The sequence below is a fragment of the Enterococcus sp. DIV0682 genome (genome assembly GCF_051712685.1).
GTDB lineage: Bacteria > Bacillota > Bacilli > Lactobacillales > Enterococcaceae > Enterococcus > Enterococcus faecalis.
Window position 1 is genome coordinate 83279 of record NZ_JBIOPK010000001.1, and the last position, 26584, is coordinate 109862.

The 26584-nt window shown below is 38.0% G+C and carries 18 protein-coding genes; 14 read left to right on the plus strand and 4 right to left on the minus strand.

All coding sequences use genetic code 11. The features are described from left to right. The first annotated feature begins 63 nt into the window (after window positions 1-63). Together IGK96_RS00390 and IGK96_RS00395 are read left to right on the plus strand one after the other, a co-directional pair. Window positions 64-1299, plus strand: coding sequence for an MFS transporter (locus IGK96_RS00390; RefSeq protein WP_002356101.1), 1236 nt, complete (start codon window positions 64-66; stop codon window positions 1297-1299). Between the two features lie 20 nt (window positions 1300-1319). Next, on the plus strand, window positions 1320-1499 hold the full coding sequence (locus tag IGK96_RS00395; RefSeq protein ID WP_002381345.1) for a hypothetical protein: 180 nt from the start codon (window positions 1320-1322) through the stop codon (window positions 1497-1499). A 155-nt stretch (window positions 1500-1654) separates the two neighbouring features. Here IGK96_RS00395 and IGK96_RS00400 read toward each other — a convergent pair whose 3' ends face one another. Both IGK96_RS00400 and IGK96_RS00405 read right to left on the minus strand, forming a co-directional pair. After that, on the minus strand, window positions 1655-3139 hold the full coding sequence (locus IGK96_RS00400; protein ID WP_002359246.1) for a helix-turn-helix domain-containing protein: 1485 nt from the start codon (window positions 3137-3139) through the stop codon (window positions 1655-1657). Continuing rightward, window positions 3133-4620, minus strand: a complete 1488-nt coding sequence (locus IGK96_RS00405; protein WP_002386401.1) for a helix-turn-helix domain-containing protein — start codon at window positions 4618-4620, stop codon at window positions 3133-3135. The genes IGK96_RS00400 and IGK96_RS00405 overlap by 7 nt, the downstream gene beginning before the upstream one ends. A gap of 710 nt (window positions 4621-5330) precedes the next feature. Between IGK96_RS00405 and fss1 the strand changes: the two genes are divergently transcribed. The 7 genes from fss1 to IGK96_RS00440 all read left to right on the plus strand — a co-directional run bounded on the left by fss1 (window position 5331) and on the right by IGK96_RS00440 (window position 19651). Further along, window positions 5331-11429, plus strand: a complete 6099-nt coding sequence (fss1, locus tag IGK96_RS00410; RefSeq protein ID WP_162780861.1) for a fibrinogen-binding MSCRAMM adhesin Fss1 — start codon at window positions 5331-5333, stop codon at window positions 11427-11429. A 273-nt stretch (window positions 11430-11702) separates the two neighbouring features. After that, on the plus strand, window positions 11703-12617 hold the full coding sequence (locus IGK96_RS00415; protein WP_002419423.1) for a diacylglycerol/lipid kinase family protein: 915 nt from the start codon (window positions 11703-11705) through the stop codon (window positions 12615-12617). A gap of 81 nt (window positions 12618-12698) precedes the next feature. Further along, complete coding sequence (locus tag IGK96_RS00420) at window positions 12699-14204, plus strand: helix-turn-helix domain-containing protein (protein WP_071646511.1); 1506 nt, start codon at window positions 12699-12701, stop codon at window positions 14202-14204. Between the two features lie 344 nt (window positions 14205-14548). Further along, window positions 14549-14788: a hypothetical protein gene (locus IGK96_RS00425; RefSeq protein ID WP_002356115.1), complete on the plus strand. Its 240-nt coding sequence runs from the start codon at window positions 14549-14551 to the stop codon at window positions 14786-14788. Next, window positions 14785-17772, plus strand: a complete 2988-nt coding sequence (locus IGK96_RS00430) for an LPXTG cell wall anchor domain-containing protein (protein ID WP_161975135.1) — start codon at window positions 14785-14787, stop codon at window positions 17770-17772. Before IGK96_RS00425 ends, IGK96_RS00430 begins: the two co-directional genes overlap by 4 nt. 176 nt (window positions 17773-17948) lie before the next feature. Beyond that, complete coding sequence (locus IGK96_RS00435; protein ID WP_010707950.1) at window positions 17949-18710, plus strand: formate/nitrite transporter family protein; 762 nt, start codon at window positions 17949-17951, stop codon at window positions 18708-18710. Between the two features lie 155 nt (window positions 18711-18865). Next, window positions 18866-19651, plus strand: coding sequence for a hypothetical protein (locus IGK96_RS00440; RefSeq protein WP_071646513.1), 786 nt, complete (start codon window positions 18866-18868; stop codon window positions 19649-19651). A 58-nt stretch (window positions 19652-19709) separates the two neighbouring features. Here IGK96_RS00440 and IGK96_RS00445 read toward each other — a convergent pair whose 3' ends face one another. Beyond that, complete coding sequence (locus IGK96_RS00445) at window positions 19710-20330, minus strand: helix-turn-helix transcriptional regulator (RefSeq protein WP_002383467.1); 621 nt, start codon at window positions 20328-20330, stop codon at window positions 19710-19712. A 316-nt stretch (window positions 20331-20646) separates the two neighbouring features. On the opposite strand from IGK96_RS00445, the gene IGK96_RS00450 reads away from it, so the two are divergent. Genes IGK96_RS00450 through serS form a run of 4 tightly spaced genes read left to right on the plus strand, consistent with a single transcriptional unit; the run spans window position 20647 to window position 24641 of the window. Next, the gene (locus IGK96_RS00450; RefSeq protein WP_010823362.1) at window positions 20647-21753 is read left to right on the plus strand and encodes a PTS sugar transporter subunit IIC; all 1107 of its coding nucleotides are present in this window, start codon (window positions 20647-20649) and stop codon (window positions 21751-21753) included. Further along, complete coding sequence (sdaAB, locus tag IGK96_RS00455; RefSeq protein ID WP_002387470.1) at window positions 21740-22435, plus strand: L-serine ammonia-lyase, iron-sulfur-dependent subunit beta; 696 nt, start codon at window positions 21740-21742, stop codon at window positions 22433-22435. The genes IGK96_RS00450 and sdaAB overlap by 14 nt, the downstream gene beginning before the upstream one ends. A gap of 14 nt (window positions 22436-22449) precedes the next feature. Next, window positions 22450-23343 (plus strand): L-serine ammonia-lyase, iron-sulfur-dependent, subunit alpha, encoded by an 894-nt coding sequence (gene sdaAA, locus IGK96_RS00460; protein ID WP_002356122.1) that lies wholly within the window; start codon window positions 22450-22452, stop codon window positions 23341-23343. A gap of 26 nt (window positions 23344-23369) precedes the next feature. Then, a complete protein-coding gene (serS, locus tag IGK96_RS00465; protein ID WP_085443344.1) occupies window positions 23370-24641 on the plus strand; it encodes a serine--tRNA ligase in 1272 nt (423 codons plus the stop codon). A 36-nt stretch (window positions 24642-24677) separates the two neighbouring features. On the opposite strand, the gene IGK96_RS00470 is transcribed toward serS, so the two are convergent. After that, window positions 24678-25592, minus strand: coding sequence for an alpha/beta hydrolase (locus tag IGK96_RS00470; RefSeq protein ID WP_010707953.1), 915 nt, complete (start codon window positions 25590-25592; stop codon window positions 24678-24680). 224 nt (window positions 25593-25816) lie between these two features. On the opposite strand from IGK96_RS00470, the gene IGK96_RS00475 reads away from it, so the two are divergent. Continuing rightward, the gene (locus IGK96_RS00475; RefSeq protein WP_010707954.1) at window positions 25817-26458 is read left to right on the plus strand and encodes a hypothetical protein; all 642 of its coding nucleotides are present in this window, start codon (window positions 25817-25819) and stop codon (window positions 26456-26458) included. The last annotated feature ends 126 nt before the right edge of the window (window positions 26459-26584 follow it).

A 26584-nucleotide genomic window follows, 5' to 3' on the forward strand; every position in this document is an offset into this window, starting at 1 on the left:
TCTTTTATTGAAAAATAGCAACACAAAATAAACAGAACAAAAGAGAGAGGAATTCAAAGAATTATGACAGAACAAACACCAACAAAGCTTTTGAATAAAGGCTTTATCAGTATTACAGTGATTAATTTCATTGTCTATCTTGTTTATTATTTATTAATGGTTATTATTGCGGTGATTGCGCAAGATAGCTTACACGCTACTTTAGGTCAAGCGGGTTTGGCCTCAGGAATTTACATCATCGGGACATTGCTTGCACGACTTTTCATGGGGAAACTCCTTGAACTGATTGGGCGCAAACAAGTCTTACGTTATGGGGCTTTGTTTTATCTTTTAACGACTGTTGCGTATATGTATATGCCAAGTATGGGCATTCTTTATCTGGTCCGTTTTTTAAATGGGTTTGGTTACGGAACCGTTTCGACAGCGACCAACGCAATTGTTACCGCCTATATCCCTAAAAATAAAAAAGGGGAAGGGATCAATTATTATGGTTTGAGTACTAGTTTAGCAGCCGGCATCGGGCCATTTATTGGGATGTTATTGTTAAATGTTTCCAACTTCCATGTCATTATTAACTTTTCAATTATTTTAATTTTGTTAACAACCATTGCTTGCTTCATTTTCCCAGTGAAAAATATTGAGTTAACACCTGAACATCGTGAAGCTTTATCTAAATGGAATTTTGATAGTTTTGTTGAAAAGAAAGTTTTATTTATTACATTTATCGCCTTTTTAATGGGGCTTGCTTATTCAAGTGTCTTATCTTTCTTATCTTCTTATGTCAAAGTAATCGATTTAGTTGACGTCAGCACCTTCTTCTTTATCGTCTATGCAGTCGTGATTACCTTAACACGTCCATCGACAGGTCGGATTTTCGATGTCAAAGGGGAACGCTACGTCATGTATCCGAGCTACATTTTCTTAACACTAGGCCTGTTCTTATTAAGTATGACTACGTCGGGTTGGATGTTATTAGTTTCAGGTGGGTTAATTGGCTTAGGTTATGGGACTTTCATGTCAAATGGCCAAGCGGTTTGTCTTCAAGAAAGCCCAAGTCCTCACCGTATCGGGATTGCTTTATCGACTTATTTCATTGGTTTAGACCTTGGATTAGGGGTTGGTCCGTACGTTTTAGGTGAATTACGTAACTTTATGTCATTCCAACAAATGTACTTCTTAGCAGGCTGTATCCCAATCGTTTGTACTATTTTATATATGGTCTTCCACAAAGCTAAAAATGATGCCAAAGATTTGTCTCTTGAAACGATTGAAGAGATTGAACACGGCTCAGAACTATAAATGGACAAGGAGTGATTTCAATGCCTAACGATGAACGGATTTTAAACGTTTTACAACAAACACTAACGGAAATTCAACGCATGAACACGCGTTTAGCTAAAATTGAAACAGAGTTAGCCGATGTCGATCAACATCACGCGACTTTGGATCATTACTTGCAAGAGCTAGAATTGGTGACAGAAAATAACAACGTCATGTAAAGTGAGTAGTTAGTAAATGAATGTTCTACGCTTCGTTATCACTAGAGCGGAACATTGAAAATTTTCGTAAAAAACGCCAAAAGGTAGCAGAAAAACTGCTACCTTTTGGCGTTTTTTGTAATTTTTATCACTTAAAATGTTTCACGTGAAAACTTTTAAAAGTGGCGTGGACTTTGTTTGGTGACAATTTGTGTATTTAAATTTTCTAAGCTTTGCGCTAGTTCACCAATGCTAGCAGAAAAATCAACATAATAAGTGGGAACCGTTGATTTGACACTAACTTCTGAAAAGATATCTGTAATAATTACATCGAAAGGCTTTTCTGGTGAAGCGACAAAAATTAATTTTTTATCCACGGCTTTACTTAGCTTTTCATAAAGGGTATCTAAAATTAAGTTACTTTGATTGGTCCTTACTAAGACACGAATCGGTGGTAAAGATTTCGTTTTCAGTGTACAAAAAAGAATAAACAAGCAGTCAACTAACAATTTTTCATTGCCAATCAATGTCGGAAGCATTTCAATTGTAAGGCGCTTCACATCTTTGTAGAGACTTGGATTTTTTTGAAGTGCTTCTTTTAAAAAGCTTTCTTGCACAAATGGATTGGCAATCGTGACAAAGGTCTTAAAAAAGACACTTAAATTTTGGATAGAAGTATATAGATAAAGATACTCGTGAAATGTCAATTTAATTTGATAAAAAGACGTTAGTTGATAAATGATCTCTTTAATGGGTGAGCCTAATAGCTGGACCATATGCATCCGTGCTGCTGGAATTTCCAAGACATCTTGTGTGGCGTAGCTGACACTAATCGTCAATAAGAAAAAGGCAAAAAGGCCTTCTTTTTGTATAAATTTTGTTGGAACTTGGTGTAAGGCTTCTTCTTTAAAAAACAATTCAAATTCACTCAGATTAACAAAGGGATTAACAATCGCTTCTTCCTCCACGAAAGTTTCTTTGATAAAAAAGCCCTCTTTCCAACGCGCTAAAATCACAGCAGAAAAAATTAAGTCTTTTGTAAAATCTTGTGTTGTATTGAAAGAAACAGAGTGTTTTAAACGTCGAAAGAGACTGTGGACTTCTTTTTTAGTAATCGTGTGTAACGGCCAATCCCCTTCAGAGTAATTGTTCCAAAAAAGCATCATAAAGAAAATCCGGATATCTTTTTCTTTGCCCACCAACACATTAGTACGTTTTAAATTGATTTCAATCTGATATTTTTGGAGCCATTGGTTTAATTGTCCAATTTTTCGTGTAAAGGTTGATGAAGAAATTTCTAGGACTTTTTCAAAATGTTTGCTATCAATTGCATTATGGTTAAAGGCATAGGTCAGTACTTGATACGCGAAACTTTTTTTTACAAAGTAGGGCATCAAAAACGACAGTTGGAAATAGGGTGCAAACCAAAATGTGATTTCTTTGGCATTTGCTGATAAAGAAAATAAGTTCTCCCAGCCGTTTTTTTCAATTTCTGTTTGGAGCAAAGCTACAGATTGTAGAATGGTATTTTGTTGCATTTTTAATTGAGTCGCTAAAGTAGAAATCGCCAATGTTTGTTCTTCTGCTTCACGACGTTCGAGTAACTCTTCTAAAAGAGCAAAACTTTTACGATAAGGTACATCAAGTAACCCTGTTAACATCCGATTCCCTCCAAACTGTTTTCCCCACGCAATTTAGCAAAATAAATTTTGCGAACTACTTGTTTTAGGTTATAGTATTCGTCTAAATAAGGAACGGGATGCCAATAAAAGGTTTTGCTGGCGTGAAAAAGCGGATTATTTTTGTCAGTAATGACTAGGTCAGGCACTTCTTGAATATGATTGACGAATTTCAAAGGAACATCACAATAATTATTGATTTCCTTTGCTAACCAATTTTCTTGTATCTGATTAATAGATGAATGAAGTAAAATTTTAACAGGAATTTGTTTATTTAATAAAACGCTCCGAATAATTAAAAAAATGGTTTCTTTAAATAACGCATCTAGTGGATGTTGTTTGTCAAAAGGCAAACGCTTTAAGAAATAGTTGGTTGTTCGTGAAACATTTGGGTATTGTTTTTCATACAAAGAGACATTAGCAACCTCATAGCTCAATTCCTCTTCCACAGGGAAATGAATCAGTCGTTCACTGGCATTGGATAAATTAACCAACAAAAAGACTACTTCTATTGCGCTTAAATCCAACTGTAATTGCGTACATTTTTCAAAAATCCAGGTGACATGGGGACTTTCATCCATACCCATAATCGCTAAGTTGGCAAAGTTGACCGTTTCTATTTGTTCAAGTGAATACATCGTTAATGTGCTGAAAAAATCATAGTAGAAACGAATTTCAGCCCGCCATGTGTCGGGTTCTTTTTGTTCATTAATAAAACAATCATTCACTAATAATTGAAATTCTGAATAAGGAAAGGCTAAATTGATCGTAGCAATTTCAGGATAATCGCTGATTGTAAAATCAGATTGGTAACGGAGTAAACCTATGGACATAATTAATTTTAATTTGCGTAAATCGGTATATGTAAAGTAAGGATAACGGTTTTTGATGATTTCAATAAAATTCTGCAATTGCGCTTGATTGGTTTTAGATAAAAAAGGAACGAGAGAAGTTCCTGAAATGAAAAATAAGGAGTAAAAGAAACTACGAAAATCTTTCTCTTTGCCACAAATTTTTTCTCGCCTTTTTAAATTTAAATAACAATTAAATCTAGCTAGATAATTGTTTAAACGGTCACTGACTTGTTTAAAAATAGAAAAGTTAATGAAATGCTCTTCACAAAAATCTTTGGCTGAAGTATAGCGTTTTAAAAGTAAATCTAAGGCTAACATATAAGTTAATGACCCGCGAACTACGGCTTCTTTCATTAACTCAATCGGGATATTTTCATCGGCGACTAATTCTATGGACTGTTGATTATTAATAATGCGAATATGTACATTTTCATGTGTATTGACTCGAGAAATTAATAAAGTTAATTGATTCAATAAATTGTTGATATTGTAATGGGAAAATTCATATTTTCGCCGGAGTACTTGCATGGGGACTTTTTCTTTACTGTCATACAAGTATTCAATTAGGGAAAGTAACTGAATTTCCTGTTTGGTTAATAAGTTATACATAATAACCACCTTTCTAATTGGTTATGATTGTTTGATTTTTCAGATAATACAGATAGGGCATTCTTTTCTAAATGACATTTGACGATTGCCAGTGAAAGAACTAGTTGTTCTTATGCTACTGTATCTATTCTTAAAAATCAAGAAGAACTGAATGTGTCAAATGGAAGAAAACATGGACAAAAAATGATAGAGCAAAAAATTATTAAGAAAAACAACCAGTTTATATAAAACATTTAAATAACAAAAATGATAATTTGAGTCTATTGATTTTTTAGCTTAAATAGCTTATACAAATAGGCTTTTTTGTCTGGTTAGTTCTTATGAAAAAAATTAAAAAAAACGGTATAGTGGAAGAAGGAATAGTAAAAATAAGAAAGGATAAGGACGTGTTTTCATAAAGATGAAAAGGGTTTCTGGGATTTCATCAACTTTTTCTATTTGGAGGAGAAGTTGTTGATAATTTTTGCTGAAAAATCTCGTTATACTCTTCTTATTCTTATAGAAGAGTCTATAGGAAAAAGCAGAAAATGAATCCGCATTCGAAGCAAGAGTGCGTTTTGAGGAGATAAAAAGAAAAGGTGTGTTGGCTGTCTGTTTTAGCAAGGAAGAAAGACAACAGAAGAGCACTCACTTATTTGGTTTAAAATAAAAAATTGGTACGAAGTGAACGTTCTCTTCTATGTGTCGTTAGTAGAGGAAGGATGAAAGAAATGAGAAAGAATGGACCAATGGTAAACCGTTGGCTCTACGGGTTGATGTGTTTGTTACTTGTTCTAAATTATGGCACACCACTCATGGCTTTGGCGGAAGATGTTAACAGCGATGGCCAGTTAACGTTAGGAGAAGTGAAGCAAACCAGCCAACAAGAAATGACCTTAGCGCTTCAAGGAAAAGCACAACCAGTAACACAAGAGGTTGTAGTGCATTATAGTGCCAATGTGTCAATCAAAGCTGCACATTGGGCAGCGCCCAATAATACGCGCAAGATTCAAGTGGATGACCAGAAGAAACAGATTCAAATTGAATTGAATCAGCAAGCGTTAGCAGATACGTTAGTCTTAACGTTGAACCCTAAAGCTACAGAAGATGTGACGTTTTCTTATGGACAACAACAACGAGCGTTGACGTTAAATACTGGTACTGATCCGACAGAATCAACGGTAATCACGAGTTCGCCAGCCGCAACAGCGAATGAAGGTTCAACAGAAGAAGCATCTACAAAATCCTCTGTTCCTCGTTCGTCCAAAGAAACTGTCGCCAGCACGACGAAAGCGGTAGAAAGTAAAACAACCGAGTCTACGACTGTCAAACCGCGCGTAGCAGGACCAACAAATATCAGTAACTATTTTACAGGTGATGAAACAACGATTATCGATAATTTTGAAGATCCGATTTATTTAAATCCTGATGGCACACCAGCAACACCGCCGTATAAAGAAGATGTGACCATTCATTGGAACTTTAACTGGTCGATTCCAGAAGATGTACGAGAACAAATGAAAGCAGGCGATTACTTCGAGTTTCAATTACCTGGCAATTTGAAACCTAATAAACCAGGTTCAGGTGATTTAGTTGATGCGGAAGGCAATGTCTATGGAACCTACACAATTAGTGAAGATGGTACGGTTCGTTTTACCTTTAATGAGCGAATCACGTCTGAAAGTGACATTCACGGGGACTTTTCTTTAGATACTCATTTGAATGATTCAGATGGGCGGGGCCCAGGAGATTGGGTGATTGATATTCCTACACAAGAAGATTTGCCGCCTGTAGTGATTCCGATTGTCCCAGATACCGAACAACAAATTGATAAACAAGGCCATTTTGATCGAACGCCCAATCCTAGTGCGATTACTTGGACGGTAGATATCAATCAAGCGATGAAAGATCAAACAAATCCAACTGTGACGGAAACATGGCCAACAGGGAATACCTTTAAGTCCGTGAAAGTCTATGAGTTAGTGATGAATCTTGATGGAACAATTAAAGAAGTGGGTCGTGAACTTAGTCCAGATGAATATACCGTTGATAAAAATGGCAATGTGACGATTAAAGGTGACACCAACAAAGCGTATCGTCTTGAGTACCAAACGACGATTGACGAGGCGGTTATTCCAGATGGCGGCGGCGACGTGCCTTTTAAAAATCACGCGACGTTAACAAGTGATAATAATCCAAATGGGTTAGATGCTGAAGCAACTGTGACGGCAACCTATGGCAAAATGTTAGACAAGCGCAATATAGATTACGATGAAACCAATCAAGAATTCACTTGGGAAATTAACTACAACTATGGTGAACAAACCATTCCAAAAGACCAAGCAGTCATTACAGACACAATGGGGGATAATTTAACGTTTGAACCAGATTCTTTACATTTATATTCAGTGACGTTTGATGACAAAGGAAATGAAGTCGTTGGAGCAGAACTTGTGGAAGGAAAAGATTACAAAGTGGTAATCAACGGAGACGGTTCCTTTGCAATTGACTTTTTACATGATGTGAATGGCGCAGTCAAGATTGATTATAAAACCAAAGTTGATGGAATTGTCGAAGGCGATGTTGCCGTGAATAATCGTGTGGATGTCGGCACTGGTCAGCATTCAGAAGGTGATGGCACAGCCAGTCAACAAAATATTATTAAAAACACTGGTGCAGTTGATTATCAAAATTCAACGATTGGTTGGACGTTAGCTGTGAATCAAAATAATTATTTGATGGAAAATGCCGTGATTACGGATACGTACGAACCAGTTCCTGGCTTAACTATGGTACCCAATTCGTTGGTTGCCAAAGATACAACCACTGGTGCTCAGTTGACGTTAGGCAAGGATTTCATGGTAGAAATAACTCGTAATGCAGATGGTGAAACAGGCTTTAAGGTAAGTTTTATAGGGGCGTATGCCAAAACAAGTGATGCCTTCCACATAACTTATACTACCTTTTTCGATGTTACCGAGTTAGACGCTAACAATCCTGCGTTGGACCATTATCGAAATACCGCTGCCATTGATTGGACGGATGAAGCAGGAAACAATCATCATTCAGAGGATAGTAAACCGTTTAAACCTTTACCTGCTTTTGATTTAAATGCGCAAAAAAGCGGTGTTTACAATGCCGTCACCAAAGAAATCACTTGGACGCTTGCGGTTAATTTAAGTAATAATCGTTTAGTCGACGCCTTTTTAACGGATCCAATTTTAGCCAATCAAACCTATTTGGCTGGGAGTTTGAAGGTCTATGAAGGCAATACGAAGCCAGATGGTTCGGTTGAAAAAGTGAAACCAACGCAACCGTTGACGGATATCACAATGGAAGAACCAAGCGAGAAAAACCAAAATACTTGGCGTGTTGATTTTCCTAATGATAGTCGTACGTATGTGATTGAATTTAAGACGTCTGTTGATGAAAAAGTTATCGAAGGTTCGGCTAGTTATGACAATACCGCATCTTATACAAACCAAGGTTCTTCACGTGATGTGACAGGAAAAGTTTCTATTCAACATGGTGGCGAATCAGTGAAAAAAGGTGGCGAATACCACAAAGATGATCCAGATCATGTGTACTGGCATGTAATGATCAATGGCGCCCAATCGGTTTTAGACGATGTGGTTATTACTGATACACCCTCACCAAACCAAGTGCTAGATCCCGAATCATTGGTGATTTACGGTACCAACGTAACAGAAGACGGAACGATTACGCCAGATAAATCTGTTATTTTAGAAGAAGGAAAAGATTACACACTGGAAGTTACCACCGATAATGAAACAGGACAACAAAAAATTGTCGTTAAAATGGCTCATATTGAAGCACCTTATTATATGGAATATCGTAGTTTAGTGACTTCTTCAGCGGCGGGGAGTACAGACACGGTATCCAACCAAGTGTCAATTACTGGAAATGGTTCAGAAGTCGTTCATGGGGATGACAATGGCGATGTGGTCGTTGACATTGATCACAGTGGCGGGCATGCCACAGGGACCAAAGGCAAAATTCAGCTGAAGAAAACAGCCATGGATGGGACGACTATTTTAGCAGGCGCTCATTTCCAAATTTGGGACCAAGCTAAAACACAAGTCCTACGTGAAGGCACAGTAGACGCCACTGGGGTTATCACATTTGGTGGGTTGCCGCAAGGGCAATACATTTTGGTGGAGACAAAAGCACCAGAAGGCTATACAGTTTCGGACGAATTAGCTAAAGGCCGAGTCATTACTATTGATGAAGAAACTTCAGCCGAAGGAGCACAACCAACCATTATTAAAAACGATGTCAATAAAGTATTTTTAGAAAAAATGGATGAGAAGGGCAAAAAATTAGTCAATGCACGCTTTAAATTAGAGCATGCCGTAACCACGCCGTTTACTCATTGGGAAGAAGTTCCCCTTGCGCCGGATCGAACCAACGCGAATGGCCAGTTAGAGGTGGATAGTTTAAAACCAGGGCTTTATCAGTTCACAGAAATCGAAGCACCGACAGGCTATCTTTTAGATACTAGGCCAAAACGATTCATTGTGACACAAAGTATGAGTGGGCAAATTCGTGACGTTCACGTTAAAATGCTGAATTACCAAGGTTCTGCTGAGCTAATAAAAAAAGATCAAGCAGGTAATCTATTGGCAGATGCTGAATTTTCGGTCCTTGATGCCACAGGACAAGTGGTTCGAGAACACTTAGTTTCGGATGCAAACGGAAAAGTCACAGTGACGGATTTAGCCCCAGGAAAATATCAATTTGTGGAAACTAAAGCGCCAGCAGGGTACCTTTTAAACACTGAACCAAGTGCTTTCACGATTGCAGCAAGCGATCGGGGCAAACCAGCAACAGTTATAGCAACGGCTAACTTTGTTAACTATCAAGGAGCAGCTAAATTAATCAAAAAAGATGTGAATGGACACTTATTAAGTGGTGCGACATTTAAAGTGCTTGATGCGAAGGGACAAACGATTCAAACAGGCTTGACGACAAATAATCAAGGGGAAATTATTGCAGAGCACTTAGCCCCAGGTAAATATCGCTTTGTAGAAACCAAAGCGCCAACAGGCTATTTATTAAATACCACGCCAGTCCCATTTGAAATTGCTGAGAAAAATGCTGGTAAACCAGCGGTCGTGGTTGCTAGTGACAACTTTGTGAATTACAAAGGGGCTTTCCAAATCGTGAAAACGAATAGCGCAGACCAACCATTAGCAGGTGCTGTTTTTGAATTATATGATCACAATAAACAATCATTAGGGATTACAGCAACGAGTGGCAAAGATGGCAAAATTATCTTTAGAGACTTGGCGCCAGGTACCTATTATTACAAAGAAATCAAAGCACCAAAATTACCAGATGGCGCAGATTATATTATTTATCCTGAATTAGTAAAAGTAGAAATTCGTGGTGATTTCAAAGGTGATCCGGAGATCTTCCAATTAGGGGCCTTCGCCAATTTCAAAGGACGCGCCGTCTTTAAGAAAATTGATGCCAATGCGAACCCACTTCCAGGAACAATTTTTAAATTGTATCGAATCGAAAACGGGGAAAAAATCTTTGAAAGAGAAGTAACTGCTGAAAAAGATGGCTCATTGGCTATGGAGGATTTAGGCGCTGGTAGCTATGAATTAGATGAACTGGATGCAACGGATGGCTATATCGTCAATAAACAACCCATTTATTTTGTAGTGAAGAAGAATTCAAATGATAAACAACCACTAGATGAGTTAGAATTTGTGAATTATCAAGCGGAAGTAACGGGACGTAAAGTCAATGAGCAAGGTCAAACCTTAGCGGGTGCAGTTTTTGCAATTTACAATGCCGATGAGCAGAATCAGCCCCAAGGTTCACCGATAACATTCTTGAATCGTGCAGGAGAAAAAGTTTCTGAAATAACAACGGATAAGACTGGCGAAATTTACGCTAAAGGGCTAAATGAAGGGCATTACGTTTTAGTGGAAACGAAAGCACAAACAGGCTATCTGTTAGACACAACGCCACATCCATTTGATGTAACCGCCCAATTAGGAAAAGAGCAGCCAATTGCTTTAGGCGATCTTATCAATTATCAAGGAACTGCTCAATTAACCAAAGAAAACGAAACAGGTGAAGCATTGGCAGGTGCGGTGTTTAAGGTCATTGATGAAACAGGGCAAACCGTAGCTGGACAAACTAATCTGATGTCTGACAAGCAAGGCAAAGTCATTGCGAAAAACTTAGCACCGGGAACGTATCGTTTTGTGGAGACACAAGCGCCAACTGGCTATCTTCTTAATGAAACGCCAAGCGCAAGCTTTACGATTGCCAAAGACAACCAAGGCAAACCAGCCACTGTGGTACTTAAAGCACCTTTTATTAATTACCAAGGTGCTGCCAAGCTGGTGAAAATTGATCAGCAAAAGAATGTCTTAGCAGGTGCTGAATTTAAAGTGACAGATGCAGAGACAGGGCAAACTGTCGCTCGTTCATTACGTTCTGACAGCCAAGGGTTAGTTCAAGTGAACCACTTACAACCAGGAAAATATACCTTTGTGGAAACAAAAGCACCGGATGGTTACCAACTGTCTAAGCAAGCTGTCGCATTCACTATTGCGGCAACAGCGAAAGACAAACCTGAACTCGTGGATGCGGGCACGTTTATTAACGAGAAACAACCTGTATCCAAAAAAACAAAACCAAATCAGTCAACAACGAAACAAGCAGCTAGAGAGACAGGTTGGCTTGGTTTACCGAAAACCAACACACAAGTCAATTACTTCTTTGTCTTTATCGGCCTCCTGTTGGTCAGTTTGGCATGTTGGCTCTTCTATAAAAAGAGCAAGAAATAAGCAAAAGCTATAAAAAAACAGGCCATCCGTCCTTTCGACGGATGGCCTGTTTTTTCATCTTAAGCTAATCAACTGAACAAAAGTAGCTCCTTCTTATTGACATTCTCAGGTAAGCCTTCATCGCAGTTTAGCCTTTGAACAGAACTTACTGAGTTCTTGGAGCAAATCGCTTGTGCCTCAGCCTTTGTTTTTCGATGCTATCTTTAGGTATTTTGGCTAAAATATTGTACACTTTACATGTGCAAGAAATTTAGTTAGAGATATGAGGATAGAATGATGAAAAAGATGATGGTTTTATACAACGAAACTTCAGGAAGTAGTGAAAGTAAAGAGATTGCAGAACGCTTTAAAAAAGCTGCAGAAGCGAAAGGGGAAGCGGTTATTTTGCAACCTTCCAATCCAGACATTGATCCTGAAGAAATGCGGAAAAATGCCAAAGAAAATCAAGTGGGTGTCTTGGTCGTCATTGGTGGTGACGGGACCATTCATCATGCCGTTCAAAATTTTAAAGACACCATTCGTGACTATCAAATAGGGATTATTCCCGGTGGAACAGTCAATAATTTTGCGCGTGTGTTAAGTATTCCTTTGAAAGAAGAAGATGCCTTTGAAACCATTTTGGCAGGCAAGACAACACCAGTTGACTTTGGAATGGTAAATCAAGATGTGATGATTTCGACCTTAACGATTGGACTATTAGCGGACACAGCAGCAAATGTGACCCAACAGGAGAAACAAAAATATGGTCCTTTAGCCTTTACAAAGCAATTTTTCCGCTTATTAGTGAAAAAGAAAAAGTACAAACTAAAAATTGATGGCGATGAAAGACGTTGGCATGGCAAAGCCCAATTATTAACGATGACCATGACAAATTCTGCTGGTGGCTTTACCAATTTCGATGCCAATGCCACGCCAGATGACGGCGAAGTGCACATTATCATTTTGCCTAAGTTAGTTTTTTACAAGTTTGTCTATTACTTACCTAAAATTATCAGAGGACAATTAAATGAAATTCCTGGTGTCGTGTATTTCTCTGGGAGTCAATTTAAAATTAGGGGCGAAAAAGACAAGAAAGTCCAAACACGAACAGATGGCGATCCTACCGATGATTTACCGATTAAAGTAACGGTGGAAGCTGGGGGACTCAACGTGTTTGTTCCTGAAACGTCCACATCTACGAAAGAATAAAAGAAACAACTGTTATTTTTTCGTGGAATAGATTTCTCATTTTGTGTACAATAGAACAGAAGAGAGGCAGTTGAGTGAACAGTGAAATGGGATGAATATGTTGATATATTCGATACAGATGTCGTTTCTAAAATTATTATTTTAAGAAACTTGCCAATTAATGAAGGTTGGATTGACATCAATGAGTTAGCAGAAGAATTACAATTAAACAAAAAATCAGTCAAAAAATACGTAGAACTCCTAAAAGATGACATTACGTATTATGCTGTGGATAATGATGCTTCTTTGGCTTTTGAAAAGGGGCATGGCTATCGCTTGAACTTGGCGTCTAGCCAAGCGTTCCAGAAACTTTATACAGCAATTTTTCGGGATAGTTTAACTTATCAAGTAATGGAAGATTTATTCTGGGGTCGATTTAATGGAATTGTGCCAGCGACAACAAAATATCATACCAGTGATGCCACGATTCGGCGCTTGCTTAAAGGGTTTACAGAAATTTTAGCACCATTGGGTTTAGTGATTAATAAAAGCACATGGAAAATTGAAGGCAATGAAGCGTATTTGCGCCATTTTGCTTACACTATTTTTATGGACTTAATCCGTGATACTTGGCCTTTTGATTATATACAAGAAACGGAAGTCGCACAAACTGTCCAAAAAATGATGGCTTTTTTCAACGTAGAAGTTGCGGAAACGGTGATACGCCGAGTTAAATATATGGTCGCTATCTCAAAAGTCCGTAGTGCGCAAGGCGCCGAATATCGACCTTCAGCCGAGCAAGAAACTTATTTAGAAGGTAATAAACATTACCAAGCCTTTATAGAAGAGATGACAGCTACAACCCTTTTCCTTAACAAAAACGATTTAACTTTTGTGTACTTTTTCTTGTTAGCCAATGACCAATTTTATCAAGATGAAACCACTGCACAAGCAATTTTAGCGCATTTTGATGAGTCTGAAGCGCCTGTTTATATGTTGACTCATTTAGTCCAACATTTCTTATTAGAAGAAATACAAATGACGCCGCAATTGGAAAAAATTCGTCCGCAAATTTTTTATTATTTGTTTGCTACACATTTATTTGCCGAACTTTACTATGTCCAAAATGTGAAAATGTATAATGTCTTTTGGAATAAAGTCAAAGAAAAATATCCGGTTCTTTTAGAAGAATTAAGCCAAGGCTTAAATCAACTTTACGAACAAACAGGCAATGAATTATTTACAAATAAAGAATTTTTGGCTTTGCGTTATTCTAGTGTTTTGGCGCTTTCTAATGATTTAATTCATCGTGAACAAAAAATTGTTTTAGGGTTAAAATCAGGCTTGCCAGTACTGGAAGAAGAACGGGTGAAACTTTCGATTGAAAATAATTTTCGTCGGTTTTATGCATTGGAAGTTTTACGATACAGTGAAGCAAGCAAAGAAGAATGGCAAAATATTGATTTACTATTAGTGACTTCTTTGGCAGATGTAGAAACGGGCCATCCAGAGATCTTTTTACTTTCAAGTGAGTTAACGTTTGAGCAATATAATCGTTTGAACCAAAAAATAGTAAAAATTAACGAGAAAAGAACCACGTCACTTTAATAAAAAATCAAAAAAATGGGCTTTTTTGATGCATATGTCCGATAAATTGTAAAAAAATTTTTCTAAAAAGTAAAAAAAGACAAGAAGAAAACGTCAATAAGTAGGTGTTGATTACCTACTTATTGACGTTTTCTCGTTGTTTTTTAATAAATACTGCGTCAATTCTTCTGAAAATTATGTCAAAAAGGTACTTTTTTTGCTTTTTTTATCGTAAATAATAGATGGTTAGCTATTGATAGCAAAGGAACTACTACTTTTTTTAACAGTCAGTTAAAAAATATTGAGGGTTCTCACAAGAATTTTTCTATATAATAGAAAGAGCAAGGGAAGGAAGGCGGGATGAGATGAAAAAACGGATGGAACAAATTGAAGAAATTTTAAGTTGTGAAGAAAATAGTGCCGGTGTTCGCTTAAAGGAATTGGTTGAGGCTTTAGAATTAGAAGTCACAAATCAAAACTTGTTAAAGGTAACAAGTATCTTACATATGAATCCAAAATTTAAAAAAATTTATGCATACGAAGACAGTCGTGTTATTACGCTGTATCAACTTTTACAAAATAAGCCGTTGGAAGTAACGGAATGAAAAGTGGGAAACACATGAAGAAAACAATGCTCATTCTTCTATTTGGTTTATTGACAGTGGTGGGTCTACCAATGGTGACTGAAGCGGTTGAACCAGTTAACGCAACAGATACAACGATTTTTGGTGCGCAAGCGATGGTGCCTAATAGCACAGAGGATCAAACAGAGAAGTTACAGACGTTGCTGAGTCAGACAGCAAGGGAAGGACGGGCATTATTTTTACCACAGGGAAGTTATGCTCTGTCAAAAGATATTGTGATTTCTTCAAATTATCAATTAATTGGCGATACAACAGGAGCCACTATTTTACATAACGTTACAGGTACACCGATTCAGCTGACAGACACCACATACGGAACGAAAACCAATGTACGACTTCAGAATATTGCTTTTGACGGCATCAATGTGACCTTGAAATTGACGAATCAATTAACGCTAGCAAACAATATTTTTTATAATCCCTTAAAAGGATTCGTAGTCAATTTAAATGCAGATATTGGCGTTAAAATTTCAGGTAATATTTTTATGCGAGACACAGCACATATGCAGCCAGGAATTGATTTTAACCGAGCGATTTATATTGGTGGCTATTCAACGCCAAGTCGCTTCCAGTATATGTCAGATGTAGACATCGTAGACAATTTATTTGGGTTAAAAGTGACAGAATTAGATGCAATTAAAAGTACCAGTCGTTCAGATTTAGCAGCGACTATTACACGTTTGCAAACAGCCATTGAAGCTGGTGCTATTTCAGTACCTAATGAACAAAATTATCTATCCACCGGGGTTAATTCTTTTAATATGCTGAAGGATGTAACTGTTCAACATAATTTTTTCTATTCAACCTATGATAATGAAAACTTGAATGGTCTAGTGGGAGATCATGCGATTTATTTCCGTGGTGCCCAAAATATCACGGTGGTGGGGAATCACTTACGTGGACTACAAAATGGTCCAGCTGGCGGATTTAAGTTTAAATCAGGTCGTAATATTACGATTATGAATAATTATTTGCGAAATACAGGCCTCATTATGTATGGAACACCAGAGATTGGTTTGGCAGAAACGCAAGCAGAGGGAGCTATTTCAGAATTATCCAACTGGCTAGTGGCTAATAACATTTTTGATTGGAAGTATTGGGACAATCAATATGCAATTGGGATGGAATACAATCGACATACAGGAAATAACAATGTGTTCAATGGCGTATTTATCAACAATCAGTTTGTTAACTACCATAATATTCCGCAAAATCGACGTCGGGAATTGTTAATCGCTAGTGGCGGTGGTTTCCGACCAGAAACGAGTTTTGTGAAAGACAATACTCGAGATGATGGCCTGAAAAACGGCCAATTATTGGTAGAAAATTGGACAGAGGCGGACTATCGCTTAATGCCAGCAACATGGGAATCATTAATTTCACCAACACTTTACGAGCAATATAAAAATACGCCAATTCCGGTTAGAAATACTTTAGCAACCCCTGTGGCTACAACGATTGTGCAAGGACAATCAATCGATCCGCAGCAACTGGTTGCTAATACAAATGACGCGGATGAAGCAGTCCCAGCCGCTAAAATCGTCAATCCAGAGGTCTTAAATGAAATCGGCCAACAAAAAGTGACTGTTCAATTAACTTATGAAACAGGGTCATTGGTAACAGTGAACGTACCGGTGACGGTAGAGGCCCCTGCAAAAAAGCTTGATTTGTCCCAGCTACAAACCGTTTATGCTTCGATTGGTGAAGCAAACCAATATACAGTTTACTCTTGGCAGCTATTCACTGCCATTGGGCCTAAAACAATTGTTCCTTCCTATTATCAGCAGGCGACACAATTGTTAGCAGAAGGTCAGGAGAGTCAGGACAAAACCCAAGAGCAAGTGGATCAGTTAACAAGTAATTTGCAATCTGCAATGAAAGTATTAGTCAAAAAAGCCGATATCACGCTAGAGCGTACAGAAGCAGAAAATGAACTTGCAAGCGTTCATAAATTAGACGAATCTGTATATACCAAAGACTCTTGGCAAGCCATGCAAGAAGCCTTAATAGATACAACAACTGGCGAAGGAAGCTCTAAGCAGTTACAACAACTGCTTGCTTGGTCAGATGAAGAATTATTAGAGCCAACACTTGGTGGCTTTAAAACGCCTGCAGATGCACAAAAGCGTATTAACCAATTAACACAAACCATAAAAACGGCGTTACTTCTGTTAGTTGAAAAATCAACAGAGACAACTAGTAACACAAGCGAAAGCAGCACCTCAAGCACAACCAGTGAAACCAGTAATACCAGCGAAAGCAGCACCTCAAGCACGCCAAGTGAAACAAGTAATACGAATGAAAGTAACACGCCAAGCACAACTAGCGAAACAAGTAGTACCAGCGAAAGCAGCACGCCAAGCACGCCAAGTGAGAGCAGTAGTACGAGTGAAAGCAGCACGCCAAGCACGACAGGTGAGAGCAGTAGTACGAGTGAAAGCAACACGCCAAGCACAACCAGCGAAAGTAGTACCTCAAGTACGACAAGTGAAACAAGCAATACAAATGAAAGCAACACACCAAGTACAACCAGTAAAACAAGTAGTACCAGCGAAAGTAGTGCTTCAAGTACGACCAGCGCAACCAACAGTACAAGTGAGAGTAGCACCCCAAGCACTGTAAACGAAAGCAGCCAAAACAAAGGCCAGAATTCTGTCATTTACGCGGTAGAGTCTAATCAAGATCCTAATGACGCTCAAAGTAATTCAAAGCCCTCTGCCAAGGCTAGTCAAACAAAGGAATCAGTAGCAGAAAACCAAGCAACTAAACAGATACAGACGAATCAAGAATCGTCAGGAACAGTCAAAAAAGCGGATAATACGACCAAAATTGCCAAGAAAAAATTCCCCAAAACAGGGGAACAATCTTCAGCAGTTGGGAGCTTTCTAGGCCTGAGCTTTTTATCGTTAGCCATAGCAACCTATTGTTTTAAAGTGAAAAGATAACTCTTTAAAAACGGATAAGTAAACATCCTGAAACAAGAAATAGGACTTGTTTCAGGATGTTTTCATATAAAATTAAAAGAACTACAGTTTTTAGTGAAAAAATACACAAAAGTACTTGAATTTCTGTGATATAAGGGTAAAGTAAAGGAGGACAAAAAACAAAGGAAGTGAAATGTTTGTATACACCAGATGAAATTTTAAGTATTAGTATTGAAAATGGTCAGAAAAAAATTCAAAAGCCTTTGGTAGCAAAACTCATTTTAGGATTTATCGGCGGTGCCATGATTTCCCTCGGATATTTGGCTTATGTGCGTGTTTCCGCCTCTATTCCAGCAGATTTAGCCAGTGTTCAAGCTTTAGTGGGAGCTGCGGTTTTCCCGATTGGTCTAATTGTTATTTTAATGGCTGGCGGTGAGTTAATCACAGGAAATATGATGGCGGTGAGTACGGCTTGGTTTGCTAAAAAGGTCTCTTTCAGAGAATTACTCGTGAACTGGGTCACAATTACATTGGCAAATATGGTTGGCGCCCTATTTGTTGCCTATTTTTTTGGCCATTATTTAGGTTTAACCAGTAGCGGCGCCTATTTAAATCAGGTTCTTTCTCTTGCAGAACATAAAGTTGCAGCAACTTGGCTTCAAGCAATTATTTCAGGTATTGGCTGTAACTGGTTCGTAGGTCTGGCCTTATGGCTTTGTTATGGTGCGAAAGATGCAGCGGGGAAACTATTAGGCATCTGGTTTCCAGTAATGATTTTTGTTGCAATTGGCTTTCAGCATAGTGTGGCGAATGCATTCATCATTCCAGCCGCAATTTTCGAAGGCGGCGTTCAGTGGGGGGATTTTTTCCGTAATTTTGTTTTTGTTTATTTAGGTAATATCATTGGTGGCGCTATTTTTGTTTCTGGCTTTTACTATTTAAGCTATCGCAAACATTAAATCCATTTAGCAGATAAAAACCTGCACAAAGGCTAAATGCCTTTGTGCAGGTTTTTTCTTTTTAAACAAAAAGGAAAACGGTTGAAAAATTATTGCTAGATTTTTAAAAAAATGTTACATTAATGTTACAAAAAGATTTCTGGAGGTAACGAAAAATGAAAAAAATTGCTTTGTTCAGTATGTTAACGTTCAGTGTATTGTCTTTAAGTCTAGCAGGATGTGGAAACAAAAAAACAGCAAGCACAAATGATTCTAAGCCAAAGCAAGAAACAAAGAAAGCCACGCAGAAATCCTCTAGCCAACAAGAAATGAAAAGTAGTCATTCGTCTGTCACGGGTCAAAATTCTAATGTGACAGGGGAAAATCCGTCAGAAAATGTCACGCAGCCTTCTGCAGGAACTGATGAAACGAATGAAGTCCCTCAAAACCAAGCACCTGATACAAACATTACAATTACCAATGTTGTTTTCAATCCTGAAAGAAATGAAATTAATGGTACTACATTACCTAATGCAACCATTACAGCAACGGTAGTCGGTGATGCTTCTGCACAAGCAGGTGTTTTTTATGCGGATGCCAATGGCAATTTTACAGTAATTAGTCCCAGAGCGGGAGCGACTACTCAATTAATCGCAACCGTTGATCAACGGAATAGTGCACCTGTCCAAATTGATATTCCAAGTTCAGGACAAGAAGCAGCGCTTTCTTTTAGCAATATTACGATTGATCCGAAACAAGGGACAATTTCTGGTAAAACAGCACCGAATGCAACTATTTTAGTGTCACGTGCAGATGATGCGCGGGTGATTTTAGCAAGTTTTACTGCGGATGCCCAAGGGAATTTCACAGCCAGTAATTTAGTTCCCGGCACAAAAAATCGCTTAGATGTTACGTTAAATGGAGAAATAGGGACACCTTACTTGTTTGATTTACCAAATTAAAATAGAAGAGAAGTGATCAAAGCCACCAACGCTAACTAGCGTTGGTGGCTTTGATGGTTTAAGCTTCTTCTTTTTTATGATTGCGGATATGTAAATAGATGGTATTTTTTGAAATACCTAATCGATCGGCAATCTTTATGACAGAATCTTTGAGATTAAAAATTCCTTGATCATATAAACGAATAACAATTTCTTTATTTTGATTCAAATGTGATACATTTGGATCGCTTTCTACTGCTTGTTTTACTTTTGTCAGTGAAGTAGTGATTAATTCGTCAATATTGTCAGAAAAATGTTCAGAATTTTTAAGCTCTTGGGACATATCATTTTGTTGTCCTGAAGGTAATAAGTCTTGCAAGTAATCAATTAATGGCATTTCTAAATGCATATTGATACAGATCAATCCAATAATACGATCATTTTCACCGATAACTGGAATGGTGGAAGATTTTAAAATAACCCCTTTTTGATTTTTATTGTAGTAGGGTTTCACAGCGTAATCATGTTCCGACTCTACTTGACTTAACATTTTTAACGCCATATCAGTAATGGGGGCACCTTCCTTGCGGTTACTGAAATGGCCATTGATGACTTTGATAGCTGAACTTTCCAAATTTTCTAAACTATGAAGAATGACTTCATGGGTACTACCAAAGAAGTTCCCTAATCCATCAAGCATTAAGGCATGTGAATGTAAGATTTGTTTATCTACTTCACTTAAACGTAAATATGACTCCAAGTGATATCCTCCCCTACACTGAAATTAATTTTAGTGTAATACTTTTTTAATGGAAAAGCAATAAGATTCTTTACGTTAAAAAAATACATTGACTAAACTTTTGTTTAGTCGTATACTCTGAATGTGGAATGAAATTTTTGTTACTCATTGTACTTTAGTTCATCGGAATGCTCGTTCATTCTTTCACTTGTTGAGCAATAAAAATTTTATTCAGGAGTACCATCCGTTATAAAAAAATATAGTTGGAGGCAAAGAAATGAAAACGTTATCAGGAGTCTTGATGTTAGTCTTAGTTTTATGTGGCATGTCCCTATTCTCTTTTAAAGCACCGCGAGGGAAAAAATCTTTAAGTGCTTTGTCTGGTGCAGCTTGTGCCACCTTTCTACCAGAGGCATTTTTGCGGTATGCAGTAGGCGGCGTTTTTCATTTAGATTATGTGTCGCAAATTGGTGAAACTATGGGTAGTCTAGGTGGTTTAGCAGCTGGAGCTCTTGTGCCGCTGGCTTTCGGGATTAGTCCAGTTTTTTCAATTATTTTAGGTCTGTCATTGATTAAAGTCAGCTTGTTACCAGCTTTTATTACCGCGTATCTTTTATCTTTTGTTGTTGAGCAGATGCAAAAACGTATTCCAGAAGGGATTGACTTATTAGTCGTTATTTTAGTCATTCCAGTCGCTGCTTCGTTAGTTGCTGGTTTTATTCAACCCGTTGTATTAGGTGTCCTAGAAGTTATTGGGGGCACGATTTTAAGTGCAGTAGATGGCAATCCATATGTGATGGGCGCAATTTTAGGTGCTATTATCCCGATTGTTGGTATGACACCGTTAAGTTCAATGGTTTTAACTGCCTTGATTGGTTTGACTGGTGTACCAATGGCTGTCGGTGCGTTGACTTGTTACGGCAGTTCCATTGTCAATGCGGCGCTATTTAAAAAGTTAAAACTAGGCACAGCTTCAACTCCGTTAGCTGTGGCAATTGAGCCATTAACACAAGTCGATATCATCAGCTCCAATCCAATACCTATTTACGCAACGAATTTATTTTCAGGAATGGTTAGTGGTATTGTAGTGACTTTCTTTGGCTTAAAAGTACCTGTGACAGGAATGGCAACACCGTGGGCTGGTTTACTTGTGACATTAGGTAACAATGCCATTCAAACGACTTTACTAGCAGTAGCGATTATCACAGTGGTCAGTCTGATGTTTGGATTTTTAGGTGCGCTGGTCTTTAAACGTTATAGAATTGAAGCGGTGGATAATACACCAGAATTTGAAGGAACGACGGAAGTAACCAGTGAAAAAGAAAAAGAAGCAGTAAAAACCAAAGGAGGAGTTACGTATGAACACAGCTATGGCCATCAATAAACCTAAAAAAGTGAACAAAGTAATGAACTACAAAAGTTGTTTTGACATTATCGGTCCTATTATGATTGGTCCTTCTAGTTCGCATACAGCTGGGGCCTTAGCAATTGGCTTAGCGGCAAGAAAGTTATTCGGCGGAACGCCAGAAAAAATTGTGATTAAATACTATGAATCTTTTGCAGACACGCATAAAGGACATGGGACTGATTTTGCAATTATTGGTGGAATTCTTGGACTAGCAGCAGATGATGCCAACGTAACACAATCCATTGAACTTGCGGAAGAACAAGGAATCGAGATTCAATTTTTAGAAATGAGTGAAGAAAGTCCAGTGAAGCATGCTAATACAGCATGTGTGACACTCAGTGATGCAACGCACGAAATCCATTTAACAGGAATTTCTGTAGGTGGCGGTACTATCGAGGTGAAATACATTGAATTAGACGGTTTCAATGTACAACTACATGGTCCTTTACCTATTTTGTTAGTCATTAATCAAGAAGAGCAGGCGATGCAAGCTTTTAAAGATACGTTACAAAAAAATAATATTCAAGTGAATGCGGTGTCTCGTTATGTGGAAGGGAATCAAATTTTATTCATCTTTGACTTAGATTCGGCACCAATTTCCTCGGTGAAAGAACAACTGTTTTCACTAGATGACACATCGAAAATAATCTTATTATGATAGGAGTTTGACATATGTACCTTTCGATTGAAGAATTTATCGATAAAGCTGAAAAAACAGGAAAAAAAATCTCTGATTTGATGATTGAGCAAGAAATGGAGCGTAGCCAAAAAAGCTATGAAGAAATTTGGACACAGATGGGTCAAAATTTGGATGTCATGGATGCTGCTGTCAAACGCTCGCAAGAAGGAGCAGGCGTTTTTTCTCCTACTGGGTTAACGGGCGGTGATGCGGCTCGTTTAAAAAAATACCGCGCAGCTGGCAAAACGTTATCAGGTGATTTAATGATGTCTGCAGTTCAAGCCGCACTAGGTACGAATGAAGTCAATGCAGCAATGGGCGTTGTTTGCGCAACGCCAACCGCTGGTGCAAGTGGCACCTTACCAGGGGTTTTAACAGCGATTAAAAATACCTTGAATTTAACGCGTGATCAACAAATTCGTTTCTTGTTTACCAGTTCTTTATTTGGGATGGTCACAGCCAACAATGCGATGATTGCTGGTGCTGTTGGTGGATGTCAAGCCGAAGTAGGCAGTGCTTCAGCGATGGCCGCCGCTGCAGCTGTTGAAGCGGCTGGCGGAACACCACGCCAATCTTCTGAAGCTTTTGCTATGGCTTTAGGGAATTTATTAGGTTTAGTTTGTGACCCAGTGGCTGGGTTAGTCGAAATTCCTTGTGTCAAACGAAATACAGTAGGTGCAGGCAATGCGTTAATCGCTGCAGATATGGCTTTAGCTGGAATTGTAAATAAAATACCAGCAGATGAAGTGGTGGAAGCCATGAATAAAGTCGGCCGTCAATTACCACGAGAATTGAGAGAAACGGGTTTAGGTGGCTTAGCTGGCACAGCGACTGGCCAACGAATGAAGAATGAAATTTTTGAAAAAGTAAAATTCACCATTGTTTAAAATTTAATCATGAAGAGGGAAATAAGATGCTGGATATGAAAAAAATTCGCCAAAATGTAGAAGTGGTACAGAAAAAGTTAAAAACACGTGGTGTGGACGAGGAAGTTTTATTACGCTTTTTGGCTTTAGATGAAGAGCGGAGAGCGTTACTTGTTAAAGTTGAAGAACTGAAAAAACACCGTAATCAGGTATCAGGAGAAATTGCACAATTAAAGCGTGCACAAAAAGATGCTTCACAACAGTTGCTAAATATGCAAGAAGTTAGCGAGCAAATTAAAGTTTTAGACCAAGAAGTTGTTCATTTGCAAGAACAATGCACAGCAATTGCAGAACGTCTGCCTAACTTACCTCATGAGAGCGTGCCTGTTGGCGCAGACGAAGCCGCCAACGTAGAAGTTCGGCGGTGGAGTACGCCGAAAACTTTTTCATTTGAACCAAAACCACATTGGAAAATCGGTGAAGCCTTAGGAATTTTAGATTTTGAAAGAGGCGCGAAAGTATCTGGTAGCCGTTTTCTTTATTACAAAGGCTTAGGGGCTCGTTTAGAACGAGCGGTCTATAATTTTATGTTAGATCAACATGTTAATGAACATGGGTATACCGAGGTGATTCCTCCTTATTTGGTCAATAGCAAAGCAATGTTTGGCACCGGTCAGTTTCCTAAGTTCAAAGAAGATGTTTTCCAAGTTGCAGAAAGTGATTTGACGCTGATCCCCACAGCGGAAGTCCCATTAACTAACTACTATAATAATGAAATTTTAGATGCGCAAGAGTTACCGATTTATTTTACTGCTTTAAGTCCTTCTTTTCGCTCGGAAGCGGGTAGTGCAGGTCGTGATACCCGAGGATTAATTCGTTTACACCAGTTCCATAAAGTAGAAATGGTTAAATTTAGTGATGCAGAACACTCCTATGAAGAATTAGAAAAAATGACCAACAATGCTGGAGACATTTTAGAAAAATTGGGTCTCCCTTATCGAGTGATTACTCTTTCGACAGGTGACATGGGCTTCTCGGCAGCGAAAACCTATGATTTAGAAGTTTGGATTCCGGCACAGAAAACGTATCGAGAAATTAGTTCTTGTTCAAACTGTGAAGACTTCCAAGCACGTCGGGCGTTGATTCGTTATCGTGATAAAACGGGTCAAGTTCAATATGCCCATACTCTTAATGGGTCAGGACTTGCTGTTGGTCGAACAGTGGCTGCCATTTTGGAAAATTATCAAAATGAAGATGGCACCGTAACGATTCCAGAAGTTCTACGTCCTTATATGGGTGGTTTAACGAAAATAGATTAAAAAAGAAGGTTGATGTCACAACATCAACCTTCTTTTTTAATTCGTTAAATCCGTTAACCAATGCCCAATTTCTTGAAAAACTGTTGCTTTTTCCGTTTCTAATAAAATTTCATGACGCAATGTGGGAAATAGTCGTAACGTCACGTGCTGAAAACCTGCATGCTTTAATTGCTTTTGAATTTTCGCTGGCCCCTTGCTGAAATCACCAACTGGGTCTTCAGCGCCACTAATGATTAAAATAGGCAATTCTTTTGGGATCGCTTGGTACCAATTCCTTTGATTGGCTCGTTTAACAAGCGAAAAAAGGGTAGCAAAACCATTATTGGTAAATACGAAGCCCATTAATGGGTCATTTTCATAGTCAGCCACATTGGCTTGATTTTTAGAAAGCCAATTAAAGGAACTTGCTTCAGGAAATTTTTTGCTAAAAGAACCAAATGCCAGCTTATCAATGAACGGAGCTGGTTTTTTCGGCTGTTTCTCGGCCATTTTTTTAATAAAAGGCAATGCTGCGGTTAAAGGTAACGGACTTGTTCCAGTGCCCATGAAAATGACTCCTTGCATAGTCACAGGATAGTCTTGCAGATAGTTGCGCAAGGCGAAAGACCCCATGCTGTGACCCATCATAAAATAGGGCAATTGTGGATAGCGATTCACAGCCCATTGTTTCACTTGATGAATATCTGTAACGACATTTTCAGGCCCTTGTTCTCCAAAAAAACCATAGATCGGTGCGCTTGGTTGTACAGATTCGCCATGACCTAGATGATCATGCCCAATTACGGCAAACCCTAATTGATTTAAAAAAAGAGCAAATTCATCATAACGTTGGATATGCTCTGCCATGCCGTGAATCAATTGAACTACGGCTTTGGGTGAAGGACAGGGCCAATGACGTACATTGAGCTGAGTTTGTTGATCGTTTGAAGTGAGTATGAATTGTTCAGTCATAAGAAACCCTTTCTTTCAATTTATTTAAACATTTAACAAAATTTATTTTTTCAGTTATTAATTTTGATTATAGTTGATTTTTACAAGATTCACAACCTTGCGTGTTTTTTATTATAAAATAAATTGTTATATTATAAAAATATTAATTTTTAGTGTGTACAAGATAAAAAACACGGTGTATAATTAGGTCTAAAAGAAAGCGTTTTTTTAAAAGGAGGATTTAAATGAAAAAAAGAGCAATTGTATTTTTACTATTTGGGACTTTTGTTGGTTGGTTAGTTAGGGAAGAGACTGTAAGTGCTGCGACTTTTGAGAGTATGAAAGAGCATGTAGAAGCAGGTGAAGGTAGTATCTATAATCCTATATCAAATGAAGTGATGGGGCAAGAACGGTCTTTAGAATACATTGAGTTCATTGAAGAAGCAACTGAAGAATCTGTTAATCAAGAAGTACTTGAAGAGGTTCAAATAAAGGCTTTTAATGAAACTAAGTCTACTAATCCAGAAACGATGGAAGCACTAGAAGTTCCCAAAGTATCTAATCTTGTCCGAGGAATGTCTCCTCCCCACAATAAGAGACCGATTTATTTAGATAACTTTCCTACACCGTATCAGTCTTCTCCATTTTCTGGAAGTGGTTGGAGATTTAGTGGACAAAGATTTTCGTTTCATAACGTACGAAGAAATCCTTATTTTGGTGTAAGAGCTTATCGTGATACATTTACATTTTTTGATGGAATGTATAACAGATTTGTGCCTATTAGTAATAATTTTGTTTATTATTCATCAAGTTTTCGCGGTAGTCCTTTAATTGGTTATTTTGCTACTTGGAATCCAATTAATGGCAGCCGTTACTTTATTTACTAAATAATCTTAATTAGAAAAAAAGACGGTCTAGACTGTCTTTTTTTCTCTAATTAAAGTTTTATCAAAAAGTCATTCAAAGTATGAAACCTTTTTCCAAAAATAGATGTCTAATAAGTAAAGGAGGGG

What these genes read in the sequence shown, in the direction of transcription:
- IGK96_RS00390 (WP_002356101.1), top strand. Translation starts at nt 64, where the DNA reads ATGACAGAACAAACACCAACAAAGCTTTTGAATAAAGGCTTTATCAGT.
- IGK96_RS00395 (WP_002381345.1), top strand. Translation starts at nt 1,320, where the DNA reads ATGCCTAACGATGAACGGATTTTAAACGTTTTACAACAAACACTAACG.
- IGK96_RS00400 (WP_002359246.1), bottom strand. Translation starts at nt 3,139, where the DNA reads ATGTTAACAGGGTTACTTGATGTACCTTATCGTAAAAGTTTTGCTCTT.
- IGK96_RS00405 (WP_002386401.1), bottom strand. Translation starts at nt 4,620, where the DNA reads ATGTATAACTTATTAACCAAACAGGAAATTCAGTTACTTTCCCTAATT.
- fss1 (WP_162780861.1), top strand. Translation starts at nt 5,331, where the DNA reads ATGAGAAAGAATGGACCAATGGTAAACCGTTGGCTCTACGGGTTGATG.
- IGK96_RS00415 (WP_002419423.1), top strand. Translation starts at nt 11,703, where the DNA reads ATGATGAAAAAGATGATGGTTTTATACAACGAAACTTCAGGAAGTAGT.
- IGK96_RS00425 (WP_002356115.1), top strand. Translation starts at nt 14,549, where the DNA reads ATGAAAAAACGGATGGAACAAATTGAAGAAATTTTAAGTTGTGAAGAA.
- IGK96_RS00430 (WP_161975135.1), top strand. Translation starts at nt 14,785, where the DNA reads ATGAAAAGTGGGAAACACATGAAGAAAACAATGCTCATTCTTCTATTT.
- IGK96_RS00440 (WP_071646513.1), top strand. Translation starts at nt 18,866, where the DNA reads ATGAAAAAAATTGCTTTGTTCAGTATGTTAACGTTCAGTGTATTGTCT.
- IGK96_RS00445 (WP_002383467.1), bottom strand. Translation starts at nt 20,330, where the DNA reads ATGCTTGATGGATTAGGGAACTTCTTTGGTAGTACCCATGAAGTCATT.
- IGK96_RS00450 (WP_010823362.1), top strand. Translation starts at nt 20,647, where the DNA reads ATGAAAACGTTATCAGGAGTCTTGATGTTAGTCTTAGTTTTATGTGGC.
- sdaAB (WP_002387470.1), top strand. Translation starts at nt 21,740, where the DNA reads ATGGCCATCAATAAACCTAAAAAAGTGAACAAAGTAATGAACTACAAA.
- sdaAA (WP_002356122.1), top strand. Translation starts at nt 22,450, where the DNA reads ATGTACCTTTCGATTGAAGAATTTATCGATAAAGCTGAAAAAACAGGA.
- serS (WP_085443344.1), top strand. Translation starts at nt 23,370, where the DNA reads ATGCTGGATATGAAAAAAATTCGCCAAAATGTAGAAGTGGTACAGAAA.
- IGK96_RS00470 (WP_010707953.1), bottom strand. Translation starts at nt 25,592, where the DNA reads ATGACTGAACAATTCATACTCACTTCAAACGATCAACAAACTCAGCTC.
- IGK96_RS00475 (WP_010707954.1), top strand. Translation starts at nt 25,817, where the DNA reads ATGAAAAAAAGAGCAATTGTATTTTTACTATTTGGGACTTTTGTTGGT.